Source organism: Paenarthrobacter sp. NEAU-H11 (genome assembly GCF_050573415.1).
Lineage (GTDB): Bacteria > Actinomycetota > Actinomycetes > Actinomycetales > Micrococcaceae > Arthrobacter.
Window position 1 is genome coordinate 172,782 of sequence record NZ_JBNZGA010000009.1, and the last position, 13,180, is coordinate 185,961.

Genomic DNA, 13,180 nt, shown 5'->3' on the forward strand with positions numbered 1-13,180 from the left:
AAGCCTTACTTAGGTAACCCTTTTAATCAAACTTTTGTGATGCATTTAGCGAAGGAGTCGTGAAACTGCCCTGCGCGGGCCCTTTTCGGCGTCATTGACTGGCAGCCGGGGCAGTCCTGCTGCAAAATAACCGGCCAGCCGGAAGCGGGCAAGATGCACTGAGGGCGCAAGCGTCAATTTGGCGAACAATTAGTAAGCATGCTTTGCTTATGGGGTAAATGAACCTCCGCAAGCAGTTCGCGGCGGGGCTGCCAACGCCGGCAGCTTCGTGAAAGAAGCCCAAGGATGAACATCATGACCAGCGTTATTGAAGACCAGCTTACGGTGCCCGGGGAGCCTGACGCAGGAGCAGAATCTTCTTTGAGCGTCACCCGGCCCGCGGATATGGGCTTGCTGGTCACACTCAATTCACGGATGCACTGCCGCGCCCCGATGCAGCTGCTGGATCCGGAAGCACTCCCTGTTCGGATGCCCGTTTATGTGGACGGAACCTCGGTGGTCCCGGTGGGCATGGGCCTGGGAGCTGCTTCCGAGCACGTGGAGACGTACCGCTGTGCCTGCGGCTTCACCATCGACGTCCCGGTCCTCGCCGAACACGCACTCGCCAGCTGACTGCTGGGAAACGCCCCTCGGCGGGCTCCCCGACGGCGCTGGATCGGCTGGTCCCCCTCAGCCGTCCGGCTCAAGTGTTCAGGAGCGGATCAGCTGTCCGGCCAATCCACGTATTGCTCGTACCCCTCGTGCTTACGAAGGTAGCCGGCGATGAACGGGCAATGCGGAATGATCCGCTTTCCTGACGCCACCACGTCGTCGAGCGCAAAGTGGGCCAGGACACGTCCCAGTCCCTGCCCTTCGAATTCCTCGCCGGTCTCCGTGTGGGAGAAGTCTATGTGGCCCGGCAGGTCCCGGTAGAAGGACTGGACGGCGAGGACATCACCCACGTGAAGCTCATAACGGTGCTGCGCATCGTTGCGCCGCACAGAGACGTCGGGGGCGAACTTATCCTCGCTGGACATCGTGTTCTCGGTCATGGTTCGACACTGGCACTACTTCACTCCGCTGGCAATGCCTCCGCCCCGGTGTCCTGCCCGGCCGGAAGGAGTCCGGTGCGTTGGAGCCAGGACTGGATCTCAGCTCCCGCTTCGCGGACGGTGGTTCCGAGCCCGCTCTCAGTTGTTCCGCCGCCGCCATGACGGGCATGCAGCCCGGCGAAGCCGCCCGGGCCGCGATTCCTCCGGCCAAGTAGTTGGGCTGGCGGGAAGTTTGGCTAGCGGGACATTTCCGTTGCCGTGGGAGCGGATCCGGTCCGCAGCGGGCGCCGCACCCCGTGAAGCAGCACCAGTGCCAGGAGGAAGCAGGCTGCCCCGGCCCCCAGCAATGCCAGCGTCAGCCCATTGATTGCGGCCCCTACCGCGGCGGGGGTGAAGACCACCACGACGGCGGCCGCCACCGCCATGGCGGGCGGACGGCGGCCCTGAAGTGCCGCCGTCGGCCGATCCTCCAGGCGGCCGAACGCCGCCACCGCCGGAAGCAGCAGCAGGAGCAGTGACAGCAGGACCACGGGGCGCGACCACCACCACTCCGCGGTTCCGGCGGCGGGCTTGGGGACGGAGGTGAGGAGGAGCAGGCCTGACATTGCCACCAGCAGGGGAAGGTGCCACAGGTACACGGTCAGCGAACGGCCGCCCGCCACCCGAAGCAGCGTCCGTACCCATCCGAGGGAGCAGAGCGGAACCAGCGCAGGCCGGGCAAGTTCGATCAGGGCGGCCTGCGAAATACCCAGGAGGAAGAGGGTCAGGTTCGGCGGGTTGAGGTTCACCAGCATGTTCCCGGAGTACAGGCCCAGGGCAGCGACGAGGCCGAGCAGGAGGTTCGCGGCGAGGATGAGCGCCAGCAGGCCGGACTTGGAGAGCCTGGCGAAGCGGCCGTCGGCGGCCAGGAACCCCAGCTGCTGCACCGCACACCAGAGGAATACCAGGTTGGCATATGCGAGCAAGGGCAGCGTTCCGCGAAGGCAGTCCACGGCCACCACGAGGGCAGCAAGGACCCCAATAGCCAGCCACGGGCTCCGCGCATGGAAGGCGGCCAGGAGCGGAATGGAAAGCTGCGCCGCCAGGTACGCCGCGAGGAACCAGAGCGGCATCCCGGCCCCGGCTGCCATCAGCTCCACCACCTGCGGATGCACGCCAAGCAGCCCGGCCATCCAGAGCCCAAGGAACATTACCGCCAGCAGGGCAGCGGCGGGGCGCACCATCCGCAGGAGCCGTGCCTGGAGGAACTCAGCGGCGGTGCCGCCCCCGGCCTTGAGCCGTTGCCAGGACTGCAGGCCCGTGGTGCCGCCGGCAACAAAAAACAGCGGCATGACCATGAACACCCAGATCACGGGTTCAAACCAGTCCTGCTCGGCCAGGGTGTTGTGGGTAGTGACCGTTCCGTCCGGATGCAGTACGGGGCTACCCATCATGGAGTGGCCGACCACCACCAGTGCCAGGCAAAAGAACCGGACGAGGTCAAGCACCTCGTCGCGGGTGCCCGCCGGACCGGGCTGCGAAGATGTCCCCTGCTCCTGTGCGCCGCCCATGTTCATTCCTTTGCGGTAACTGCTCGTTACAGCTCCATTGTGCGCCCGGAAGCAGGCTCAGGTTAAGGGTGAGCTTGAGGAGGGCACCAGGATCACAAAAAGGAGGGAGGCCAGGATCATGGTTGATCCCGGCCTCCCTCCCCTGCGGAAATCTCAGCGCGTGAGCGTCGCCAGCGTGGTGGTTGCGAAGTCGCGGGCGGAGCTGTTCCAGTGGCCCAGGAGCGCCTGCAGGTTCTCGCCGTCGGCGCGGTGGCCCGGTAGCTGCTCCTCCAGTGTGGCCAGGACGCCGGTGCGGAGCTCCGTGTTGAAATTGACCTTGCCAACGTTCATGGAGGCCGCCTTCACCAGCTCCTCCGCCGGGATTCCGGAAGCGCCGTGCAGGACCAGCGGAAGGTGCGTGCGCACCGCAATGTCCTGCAGCACGTCCCAGCGCAGCTGCGGCTCGCCCTTGTATTTACCGTGGACGTTTCCGACGGCGACGGCCAGCAGTTCCGCGCCGGTACGGGCCACGAAGTCCTCCACCAGGGCGGAGTCGGTGAGGCCGGCCACGGCGACGCCGGGCTGGTCCGCGCTGAAGGCGCGGTCCTCGTCGCCGGCGAGCCCGCCAAGCTCGGCTTCAAGTACCACGTCCGGCCCCAGCAGCGCACGGGCCGCCCGGACCAGCGCAATGTTGTCCTCGTAAGGGAGGGAGGAACCGTCGGCGAGGACGGAATCCGCCCCTGCCGCAACGGCGTCGGCCATCACCCGAAGGTCCGTTGCGTGGTCAAGCTGCACCGCCACCGGGACGGACGCAGCGTCAGCGAGGCCACGGAGGGCACCGATGAGGCGCAGGCCGTTCGACGTGGCGGCAGTCTTCGGGGCCACCAGCAGGATGACGCCACGGCCGGATTCCTCCGCCGCTGCCACCACGGCCAGCGCCGTCGTGAAGTCGTAGCAGGTGAAGGCCGGGATGGCGGAACCCTGCTGGAGGGCGGCGGTCACCAGGCGGTCGAGTCGGGTACGCATCAGACGCCCAGGCCTCCCACCAGGATCCAGGCCATGAAGGTCAGGACGAAGCCGGCCAGGCCCAGGATGGTGGTCAGGACGGTCCACGTCTTCAGGCCGTCCGAAACAGTGAGTCCGTAGTAGCGCACCACGGTCCAGAACCCGGCGTCGGTGACATGGGACAGGCCGAGCGAACCGAAGCCGATGGCGATGACGATCACGGCGATCTGGGCCGGGGTGTAGCCGCCTTCCATCACGGCGGACGTCAGCAGGCCGGTGGTGGTCACGATGGCAACGGTGGCCGAACCCTGCGCGGCGCGAAGGGCCAGGGAGATGACGAAGCCAAGGGCGATGACGGGCAGGCCCAGGTGGTCCAGGGTCTGGGAGAGGGCGGCGCCGATCCCGGAGGTGCGGAGGACTTCACCGAACACGCCGCCGGCGGCAACCACCATCAGGATGGAGGCGATGGGGGGCAGGGCTCCCTCGAAGATTTCGCCGGTTTCCTTCAGCGACCAGTTGCGGCGGACGGCCAGCAGGAAGAAGGACAGCGCAACGGCCACCAGCAGCGCGAAGAACGGGTTGCCGATGAACGCGGCCAGGCCGTACCAGGAGTTGTCCTTGGGGATGGAGAGGGTGCCCAGGGTGCCAAGGAGGATCTGCACAATCGGGGCGGCGATGAGGAAAATGATCAGGCCGGGACGGGGCGGGGCAACAGCCATGGCGCCGGGGCCGTCGTGGCCTACCTTGACCAGCGAGTCGGAGCCGAATTCTTCAACCTGTGCCTTGACGGACGGGAGGAGCTCGTACTCCTTGCGGTTCATGATGCTGGCAACCCAGTAGGACAGGAAGCCCAGGGGAATGCAGATGGCCAGGGAGATCAGGGTGATGAGTCCGATGTCGGCACCGAAGACGCCGGCACCTGCCACGATGCCGGGGTGCGGCGGAACGGCCACGTGGATGGCGAGCATGATGCCGGCCATGGGCAGGCCGAACTTGACCGGGTGCACCTTGGCGATCTTGGCGAAGGCGTAGACGATGGGGACCAGCACAATGACGCCGACTTCGAAGAAGACCGGAATGGCTACCAGGAAGCCGACGGCGGTGAGGGCCACGGCAACCCGCTTGGCGCCGAGCTTTGCGGTGAAGTGGGCGGCAAGGGACTGGACGCCGCCGGACACCTCGATCATGCGGCCCAGGACGGCGCCGAGTGCGATCAGCAATGCCACCTTGCCCATGGTGCTGCCGACACCGTTGGCGACAACGGTGAAGACGTCCTTGAGCGGGATCTGGGCAGCGACGGCAACCAGGATGCTGACGGTGAGCAGGGCAACGAAGGCCTGGATCTTGAAGCGGATGATCATGACCAGCAGCACGGCAATGCCGAGGGCTGCGATGGTCAGGAGCAGCGGAGTGCCAAGCTCCACTGCGGGTTTGATGGCTGGAGTTTCAGCCGCCCGCGCGATCAGCGGGTGCATCAGGTGGTTCATTTCGGGGTGTCTCCTTTGACAGGCCGGTCTTCCGGAAGACCGGCCATCAGGCGCTGGTTGAGGAAAGTGGCTACGCGGTGCGCTTTGTGGGCGCAACGACCTTGATGACGGCGGAGTCGTCGGCGGCGGCGAGGCCCTGGGCCTGGCCCAGCAGGTAGAGCTGCTCGGCAGCAGCGGCAACCGGGGCTGCCAGGCCGGCGGCACGGGTGGCCTTGCCCACGATGCCCATGTCCTTGACGAAGATGTCCAGGCGGGAGAGGACCTCGGCGCCTTCCTCGTTGTAGGCCTCAAGGATGCGCGGCCCGCGGTTGGACAGCATGAACGAGCCCGCGGCGCCGGCCTCGAGGGCGGCGAGGGTCTTGGCCTGGTCCAGTCCGAGGGCGTCGGCGAGGGCCATGGCTTCGGCCGCTGCGGCGATGTGCACGCCGCAGAGGAGCTGGTTGACGGTTTTGAGGGCCTGTCCGTCGCCGGGCTTGTCGCCCACAACAGTCAGGGTGGAAGCCAGCAGGTCCAGCGCGGGGGCTGCTTTTTCGCGGGCTTCGGGGGAAGCGCCGACGACGATCAGCAGGTCGCCTTCGCCGGCGCGCTTGGGGCCGCCGGACAGCGGTGCGTCAACGAGGTCCACGCCGTATTCGGCGAGCTTGGCCACCGTGGCGGGGATGGCTTCGGTGCCCACGGTGCTGCCAAGGATGACGACGGCGCCGGGCTCAAGCACGGAGGCCACGCCGTTCTCGCCGAAGAGGACGTCGTTGAGCTGCTCGCCGTTGCGGACGGCCAGGAGCACGGCGTCGGCACCCTTGGCGGCTTCGCGGGCAGAGGCGAAGGTGGCGATGCCGGCTTCTTCGGCGAGCTTCAGGCGCGGTTCGGCGATGTCGAAGCCGTGGACTGTCAGCTGGGACGCGAGGCGCGTGGCCATGGGCAGGCCCATGGCGCCGAGGCCCAGGACTGTGACGGTGTAGTTGCTGGTCATGGTGTTCTCCATTGAATGTGTGCGGGATCTGGAGCCGGTGGGGGTTAGAAGGTGTTGCTGAGCTTGCGGGTGACGTCGGCCAGTGACTGGTCGTCGCCCACGTTGCCGGCGAAGACGATGTACGGGATGCCCTTGGCGGGGCCGTCCACCGGTTCCCAGAGCGAGACGATGCCGGGAAGCATGGGGCCGCGGACAATGGCGTGCCGGATTTCCAGGCCGTGGGCGGCCACGTCGGAGGAGGTGATTCCGCCCTTGGCGATGACGAACCGCGGCGGGAAGGTCTTCAGTGTCCGGTTCACCACGGCGACGACGGCGGCGGACACGGTGCGTGCGATCCGCAGGCTTTCGGCGGGGTCGTCTGTCTTGATGAGCAGGCGGCTGGTGTGGACGATGACGTCCCCGCCGTGGAGGGCCTCGACGACGGCGTCCACCGTCTGGTCCAAGTGGCTGGCGGATTCCGGGCCGAGGAGCTTTTCGACGTCGATCTCCACGATGCGTGCGGCGCTGTGCTGCTCCGTCAGGGCCTTGAGCTGTCGGGTGGTGACGCCGACGTGGGAGCCGACGACGATCAGGCCGCCTGCTACCGACGGTGTGTTTCCGGCGTAGGCTTCCGCACCGCTGAGTTCGGCGCGGATTTCCTGGCCGATCCGGGCACGGCCGAAGGGAGGGCCTACGCGGTAAAGGAGCTTCTTGCCGCGCCGTTCGGCTTCTTCCAGGCCGAGGGACAGGGCACGGAGGTCGTTTTCGGTCACGATGTCCGCCACGATGGGGGTGGAATCCGTGGCCCGTTCGATTGCGTCGGCGATGGCGTTGGCGCTGATCTGAGCACCGTGGGCCGGGTCGCTGGCCGCTGCCCCGGCGCGGATGATGTTCAGGTCCAGGACGATGACCGTGTCCGCGGCGAAGCGGCCCTTGGACTTCTCTTCGACGTAGTCAGCCATTACGGAGGTGGAAAAGCCGAAGGTGGCGTCCTTGGCGAACTCTGTTTCGGACACCGGGATGAGGGTGCCGGCCGCGTCTGCGGTGCCGCGCATGTAATGGACGCCGCCGATGGTGACCCGCCCGGCGTCGGGGAAGGCTGGAACCAGCACAACGCCGTCGGTTTTTTCCCCGCTGACGTCCGATACTGTGGCGGCGATGACGTCCGGCTCCAGGGGGTAGTGGCCGCGGAGGGTGGAATCGCTGCGGCTGACGAAGCCAAGGCGCAGTTCTTCCGGGGAACCCGCTGCTGCGAGGGCATTGCGGACCACCTCCTCATTGCGGGCGGCAGCCTCGGCAGGGTCCAGGCTGCGGGTGTTCGTGAGGACGTAGACGGCAGGCTTCGACTGGCTGAAAGCCCAGATGAAGTCTTCCACGTCCCAGCGGGTGAGCACGGGCAGGTCTGCCACGGACTGCGTTCCGGTGGGGTCGTCGTCGAGCACGACCAGGACACGCGGGGTCTCCGCGTTTGAGGCAGCCAGGGTGCTGGCTACCAGTTCGGCGGGAATCCGGACCTCGGCCGGATACGCGGCCAGGACGTCTGCTTCAAGCGTCACAGTGCACTCCGTTGTGTATGGATCCTCTGACGGATCCTGATGTAAAAGGAAGGTGTAAGATGTCAGACATCTTGCATTTGGTTTTTAGTGTGGCACAGGACATAACGACGCGCAAGTAGACTTGTCTGACATATCCAATGAGGGAATAACGGGGGCAGCATGGCGAGGCAATCACTGGTGGGCCAGGTGGCCGACGAGCTCCTGGACCGCATCATCGCCGGTGAGTTCCCGCCCGGCGCCACCGTCCCCGGCGAACATGAGCTCAGCGCCCGGCATGAGGTCAGCCGGATGACGGTCCGCGAGGCCATGAAAACGCTCCAGGCGCAGCGGATCCTGAGCGTCGAGCGGGGCCGGGGCACGTTCGTGAACCCCCTCAACCGCTGGGCATCGCTGGAGGCCGTGCTGCGCGCCGCTTCCGAGGGCAAGAACGAGGCTGACGCTTCCATCCAGCTCATCGAACTGCGGCGCATGCTGGAAGCCGGCGCCTGTGAACTGGCGGCGGGAAGGATCAGCGACGCTGAGATCCAGGCCCTGTACGGCTATGTGGCGGCCATGCGTGCCGCCCACGAAGTCAATGACGTGGCCGCGTTCGTGGCCGCGGACCTGGCTTTCCACGACCTGATCCTGCATGCCTCGGAGAACGTCTTCGTGGCTGTGCTGTTCGAGCCGCTGCACCGGGTGCTGGAAAAGCGGCGCACTGAAACCTCGGCCGTCCGTGAGATCCAGGAGCATGCGATCCGGCACCACCAGAACATTGCCGAAGCGCTGGAGTCGCGGGATGCTACCCGTTCTCGGCAGGCCATGGACGCGCACATGCAGCAGACCCTGGACGACCTGAAGAACCTGGTGCTCGAGGCGAAGCAGGCCGCGGGTTCGTCCTGACGGCGGTGCGGAACATCGGATAAGGGCTGGTCAACGTTCTGGAAGTGCCACTAGTCTTCAAGGACCGCCCGCAACCGGGAGCACCGTTGATCACGAGGAGCGAAGTTGTCCAACCACACGTACAGCATTTCTGAAATCGTCGGCACGTCGGACCAGGGAGTGGACGACGCCGTCCGCAACGGGATCGCCAAGGCTTCCCAGACCCTCCGCAACCTTGACTGGTTCGAGGTCAAGGAGATCCGGGGCCACCTCGAAGAAGGCAAGATCGCCGACTGGCAGGTCACCATCAAGATCGGCTTCCGGCTGGAAGAGCACTAACTCCCGCCCAACTGACTCGCAGCAGACGTCGCGAAACCGTGTTTTGACGACGTCTGCTGCGAGTCAGTTGGCGTTTAAGCGGGCCTAGTTCGCCGAGACGGTGCCGGCCGAGCGGCGCCGCCAAACGGTTGGAATGCCGTCGAACGCGGGAAAAACCTGTCCTTCGAAGAAGGACAGGACGGTGTGCGGATCGTGGTCCGGGCTCCACAGGCCCGACGCCGGGCAGTGCGAACCGGTGGCGGTGGAGGGGGCGTCGGCGGCGGCAGCCTGGCGTTCCTTGAGCAGTGCGATGCGTTTCATCGTTGAGACCATCCTTGGTGGAGAAACCTTGCGCTTCCAGCCTAGGAAAAGTGCAATCTTTCCCCAATGGGCTCGTGGCCAGAAACACCCGCCTCAACTGGCCAAAAGTACAACGGCTCCGGCCGCCGTCACTCCCCGCTTTCCGCCGTGGCCGGAGCGGTGTTGCGGTCGGATTCACGTTCGGCCGCCGGCTGGGGTGCTCCCAGGCTGCCGAGCAGTGCAAGGGCGTCGGCCGACGGCGAAGCGGCCCGGGCCGAATACACCCGAAGCGTCTGGTCGGGATCGTCCGGGAGGACAAGGTTTTCAAAGTTCAGTTCCAGGTCCCCGACGGCGGGGTGGTGCAGGCGCACGCTTCCTGCCGACCGGGTGGCCACCCGGTGCCCGGCCCACCATTGGCGGAAGTGCTCGCTATGGACAGCGAGTTCGCCCACCAGCTGGTTGGCCTGGGCATCGTTGGGGTGGCGGCCTACATCCAGCCTCAACGCTCCGGCCGCTTCCGCCGCCACGGTTTTCCAGTCACGGAAGAGCTCGCGGGCAGACGGGTCAAGAATGAGCCAGCGGGTCAGGTTGCGTTCGGCAGCCGGCAGCGCGGGGAAATCCGCAAACAGCAGGAAGGCCATCCTGTTGCCGGCGAGGACGTCACTGCGCCGGCCCAGCACCATGGCCGGAACGTCGCCCATCGCCTCCAGGAGCTGCCGCAGCGCCGGACGGACAGCCTGGGCGGCTGATGTGCTGGACCTCGCGGACCCGGCACAGTTTTCCAGCAGGTCCATCATGTGCGCATGCTCGCTGCCGTCCAGCCGCAAGGCCCTCGACACTGCCTCAAGGACGGTCCGCGACGGATGGATGTTCCGGCCCTGCTCCAGCCTGACGTAGTAGTCGGTACTCACCCCTGCCAGCCGGGCGACTTCTTCGCGGCGGAGGCCGGGAACCCGGCGGGCACCGGAGGTGGGTCCCGCACCGGCGTCCTCAGGACTCAGGCGGGACCGCATGGCTTTGAGGAATTTTCCGAACTCCGCGCTTTGACCCATGCAGACCATTGTGCCCGCCATGGTGGCTCTCTCCTACAACGAAGGTAGGACTGGGAGTCCTAGGAAAAACAGAATCAGGTTCCCCTGCTGACTTCCCGGCCAAAAGTGCATAGGCTCAAAAGCGAGCCAGCGGAAACCGCTTTCTCCCGTCGAGTCAACGGCACCCCACCCCCGCATGTTTCAAGGAGCCCCAATGTCAGAGCTGACACTGAACAACGGCGTCACCATCCCCCAGCTTGGTTTCGGCGTCTTCCAGGTACCGCCGGAGGACACGCAGCGGACCGTGGAGGACGCCTTCGAGGCCGGGTACCGCCACATAGACACGGCCGCCGCCTACCGGAACGAGGCGGGCGTGGGTGCCGCGATCGCGGCTACCGGCATTCCGCGCGAGGACATCTTTGTAACCACCAAGCTTCGGAACGGCGAGCAGGACCGCGCGCAGGAAGCGTTCCAGAACAGCCGCAAAGCCCTGGGCCTCGACTACGTTGACCTCTACCTCATCCACTGGCCCGTCCCGTCGCAGGACCTGTACGTCCAGGCCTGGAAGGAGATGGAACGGCTCTACGAGAACAACCAGATCCGCGCCATAGGCGTTTCCAACTTCCTCGCCGAGCACCTGGACACCCTGCTGGAGTCCTCGGAGATCGTCCCGGCCGTCAACCAGATCGAACTGCACCCCAGCTACCAGCAGGCAGACCTTGCGGCCAAGTGCCGGGGCCTTGGCATCGCCGTGGAGGCCTACAGCCCGCTGGGACAGGGCGGAGACCTGAACGGCAATGCGGTGACCGGCATCGCCAACGCCCACAATGCCACCCCGGCGCAGGTGGTGCTCGCCTGGCATCTGGCCGCGGGAAACATCGTGATTCCCAAGTCCAGCCAGGCCGCCCGGATCCGGGAGAACTTCGCTGCCTCCGCCCTCACCCTCTCCGACGAGGAGCTTGCCGCCATCAGCGCCCTTGAATCGGGAGCCCGCATCGGCTCCGATCCCGCCGTCGCCGCCTTCACGCAGCTGTAGAACCACGAAACCCAAAGGATTCAGCCATGCAGTACACCCATCTGGGCCGCTCCGGCCTGAAAGTCTCCCGCCTTTGCCTCGGCACCATGAACTTCGGCCCGCAGACCGAGGAAGCGGACGCCCACTCCATCATGGATTCGGCCCGCGAACAGGGCATCAACTTCTTCGACACTGCCAACGTCTATGGCGGCGCCGGCCACCGCGGCTGGACCGAAGAAATCATTGGCCGCTGGTTCGCCAAGGGCGGCGAGCGCCGCGAGCACACGGTCCTGGCCACCAAGCTTTACGGCACCATGACGGACCGCCCCAACGAGTCCAAGCTCTCCGCCCTGAACATCCGCCGCGCCCTCGACGCCAGCCTGAAGCGCCTGCAGACGGACTACATCGACGTCTACCAGTTCCACCACATCGACCGGGACACCCCGTGGGACGAAATCTGGCAGGCCATCGAGGTGGCGGTCCAGCAAGGGAAGATCCTCTACTCGGGCAGCAGCAACTTCGCCGGCTGGCATATTGCCCAGGCCCAGGAGGCGGCCAGGCGGCGCAACTACACCGGCCTGGTGAGCGAGCAGTCCATCTACAACCTGTTCATGCGCCAGGTGGAGCTGGAAGTGATCCCGGCGGCCCAGCAGTACGGGCTGGGGCTCATCCCCTGGTCACCGCTGCAGGGCGGGCTCCTGGGCGGGGTATTGAAGAAGGAGCGCGACGGCGTCCGGCGCACCGAGGGCCGCGCGGCCGAAACACTCAAGAAGCACGAAGACCAGATCCGGCAGTACGAGGATTTCGCCGATGAGCTGGGCCACGAGCCGGGCGACATCGCCCTTTCCTGGCTCCTGCACCAGCCTGCCGTCACGGCACCCATCGTGGGACCGCGCACCCAGGAACAGCTCGACGCCGCCGTCAGGGCATTGGACGTAACCCTGGACGCCGACACCCTCAAACGATTGGACGACATCTTCCCGGGGCACCGTACGGCGCCGGAAGACTACGCGTGGTGAACCCGTCCACCCCTGACGCCGGTACGGTGCCGCCGAGGAACATCCTGTTCCTCGGCGGCACCGGCGTCATCAGTGCGGCGGCCGCAGAACGCGCCGTCGCACTGGGGCACCGGCTGACCATCCTCAACCGGGGCCGGTCCACAAGGCCGGTCCCGGAAGGGGCTGAAACCCTCACCGCGGACGTGCGGGACGCCTCCGCGGTTCGTGACGCGCTGGGCGGGCGCGATTTCGATGCCGTCGCGGACTTCATCACGTACACCCCCGACCACGCCAAGGCCAGCCTGGACCTGTTCACAGGCCGCACCGGGCAGTACGTGTTCATCAGCTCCGCCTCTGCGTACCAAAAGCCGCCCACCCGGCTTCCAATCCGCGAATCCACGCCCCTGAAGAACCCGTTCTGGCAGTACTCGCGGGACAAGATCGCCTGCGAGGAACTGTTTTACCAGGCCTACAGAGAACAGGATTTCCCGCTCACCGTGGTGCGCCCCTCCCACACGTACGACCGCACCAAAATCGCCATGGTGGGCGGCTGGACGGACCTCCACCGGATACGGGCGGGGCTGCCGGTCATGGTGCACGGGGACGGGACCTCGCTGTGGACCCTGACGCACAGCATGGACTTTGCCAAGGCTTTTGTGGGGCTGCTCGGCCTGCCGCAAGCGGTAGGCGAGAGCTACACCATCACATCCGACGAGTACCTGCCCTGGAACCAGATCTACCGGCTGTTCGCCCGTGCAGCCGGTGTTGCGGACCCGGAACTGGTCCACGTTGCCTCCGAAACCATCGCCGCCCACAGCCCGGAGCTGGGACCCAACCTCCTGGGCGACCGCTCCCACTCGGTGGTCTTCGACAACACCAAGATCAAGTCCCTGGTCCCCGGCTACTGCGCCACCATTCCCTTCGCCGACGGCGCACGCGAAATCGTGGACTGGCACGACGCGAACCCTGGCCTCCAGGTGGTGGACCGGGAATTCATGTACCTCAGTGACCGGTTGACCGGCTGGGCCAGGCGGGGTGCCTAACGCCGGGCGGGCAGCGCCGCCTTCCAATATTCCCCGGGCATTCAAAGGCCCGGGGAA

14 protein-coding genes are annotated in these 13,180 nt (G+C 66.2%); 6 read left to right on the top strand and 8 right to left on the bottom strand.

Going from position 1 to position 13,180, the window contains the following annotated elements:
• Nucleotides 1-294: 294 nt before the first annotated feature.
• Nucleotides 295-612 (top strand): hypothetical protein, encoded by a 318-nt coding sequence (locus ACQ3DC_RS13265; RefSeq protein ID WP_157239558.1) that lies wholly within the window; start codon nucleotides 295-297, stop codon nucleotides 610-612.
• Between the two features lie 89 nt (nucleotides 613-701).
• Here ACQ3DC_RS13265 and ACQ3DC_RS13270 read toward each other — a convergent pair whose 3' ends face one another.
• The 6 genes from ACQ3DC_RS13270 to ACQ3DC_RS13295 all read right to left on the bottom strand — a co-directional run bounded on the left by ACQ3DC_RS13270 (nucleotide 702) and on the right by ACQ3DC_RS13295 (nucleotide 7,557).
• On the bottom strand, nucleotides 702-1,031 hold the full coding sequence (locus ACQ3DC_RS13270) for a GNAT family N-acetyltransferase (protein WP_157239560.1): 330 nt from the start codon (nucleotides 1,029-1,031) through the stop codon (nucleotides 702-704).
• Between the two features lie 236 nt (nucleotides 1,032-1,267).
• A complete protein-coding gene (locus tag ACQ3DC_RS13275) occupies nucleotides 1,268-2,581 on the bottom strand; it encodes an acyltransferase family protein (RefSeq protein WP_430752447.1) in 1,314 nt (437 codons plus the stop codon).
• A gap of 153 nt (nucleotides 2,582-2,734) precedes the next feature.
• Nucleotides 2,735-3,586, bottom strand: coding sequence for a class II fructose-bisphosphate aldolase (locus ACQ3DC_RS13280; RefSeq protein WP_430752448.1), 852 nt, complete (start codon nucleotides 3,584-3,586; stop codon nucleotides 2,735-2,737).
• On the bottom strand, nucleotides 3,586-5,052 hold the full coding sequence (locus ACQ3DC_RS13285) for a GntP family transporter (RefSeq protein WP_321215152.1): 1,467 nt from the start codon (nucleotides 5,050-5,052) through the stop codon (nucleotides 3,586-3,588). Before ACQ3DC_RS13285 ends, ACQ3DC_RS13280 begins: the two co-directional genes overlap by 1 nt.
• A 70-nt stretch (nucleotides 5,053-5,122) precedes the next feature.
• Nucleotides 5,123-6,022 (bottom strand): NAD(P)-dependent oxidoreductase, encoded by a 900-nt coding sequence (locus ACQ3DC_RS13290; RefSeq protein WP_323058159.1) that lies wholly within the window; start codon nucleotides 6,020-6,022, stop codon nucleotides 5,123-5,125.
• A gap of 44 nt (nucleotides 6,023-6,066) precedes the next feature.
• Complete coding sequence (locus ACQ3DC_RS13295; RefSeq protein ID WP_430752449.1) at nucleotides 6,067-7,557, bottom strand: four-carbon acid sugar kinase family protein; 1,491 nt, start codon at nucleotides 7,555-7,557, stop codon at nucleotides 6,067-6,069.
• A 159-nt stretch (nucleotides 7,558-7,716) separates the two neighbouring features.
• Here ACQ3DC_RS13295 and ACQ3DC_RS13300 point away from each other — a divergent pair, with 159 nt between their 5' ends.
• Together ACQ3DC_RS13300 and ACQ3DC_RS13305 are read left to right on the top strand one after the other, a co-directional pair.
• On the top strand, nucleotides 7,717-8,439 hold the full coding sequence (locus ACQ3DC_RS13300; RefSeq protein WP_157239569.1) for a FadR/GntR family transcriptional regulator: 723 nt from the start codon (nucleotides 7,717-7,719) through the stop codon (nucleotides 8,437-8,439).
• 105 nt (nucleotides 8,440-8,544) lie between these two features.
• A complete protein-coding gene (locus ACQ3DC_RS13305) occupies nucleotides 8,545-8,757 on the top strand; it encodes a dodecin (RefSeq protein ID WP_139027623.1) in 213 nt (70 codons plus the stop codon).
• A gap of 84 nt (nucleotides 8,758-8,841) precedes the next feature.
• On the opposite strand, the gene ACQ3DC_RS13310 is transcribed toward ACQ3DC_RS13305, so the two are convergent.
• Entirely contained in the window at nucleotides 8,842-9,057 is a 216-nt protein-coding gene (locus ACQ3DC_RS13310) for a hypothetical protein (protein WP_157239572.1), read from the bottom strand.
• Between the two features lie 128 nt (nucleotides 9,058-9,185).
• Complete coding sequence (locus ACQ3DC_RS13315) at nucleotides 9,186-10,088, bottom strand: helix-turn-helix transcriptional regulator (protein ID WP_157242758.1); 903 nt, start codon at nucleotides 10,086-10,088, stop codon at nucleotides 9,186-9,188.
• Nucleotides 10,089-10,281: 193 nt separating this feature from the next.
• On the opposite strand from ACQ3DC_RS13315, the gene ACQ3DC_RS13320 reads away from it, so the two are divergent.
• From ACQ3DC_RS13320 to ACQ3DC_RS13330, 3 genes are read left to right on the top strand one after another with little or no spacing between them, the layout of a single operon-like run.
• Complete coding sequence (locus ACQ3DC_RS13320) at nucleotides 10,282-11,103, top strand: aldo/keto reductase (protein ID WP_157239574.1); 822 nt, start codon at nucleotides 10,282-10,284, stop codon at nucleotides 11,101-11,103.
• 26 nt (nucleotides 11,104-11,129) lie between these two features.
• Nucleotides 11,130-12,101, top strand: coding sequence for an aldo/keto reductase (locus tag ACQ3DC_RS13325; protein ID WP_157239576.1), 972 nt, complete (start codon nucleotides 11,130-11,132; stop codon nucleotides 12,099-12,101).
• Entirely contained in the window at nucleotides 12,095-13,123 is a 1,029-nt protein-coding gene (locus tag ACQ3DC_RS13330; protein ID WP_430752450.1) for an NAD-dependent epimerase/dehydratase family protein, read from the top strand. The genes ACQ3DC_RS13325 and ACQ3DC_RS13330 overlap by 7 nt, the downstream gene beginning before the upstream one ends.
• Nucleotides 13,124-13,180 lie beyond the last annotated feature (57 nt).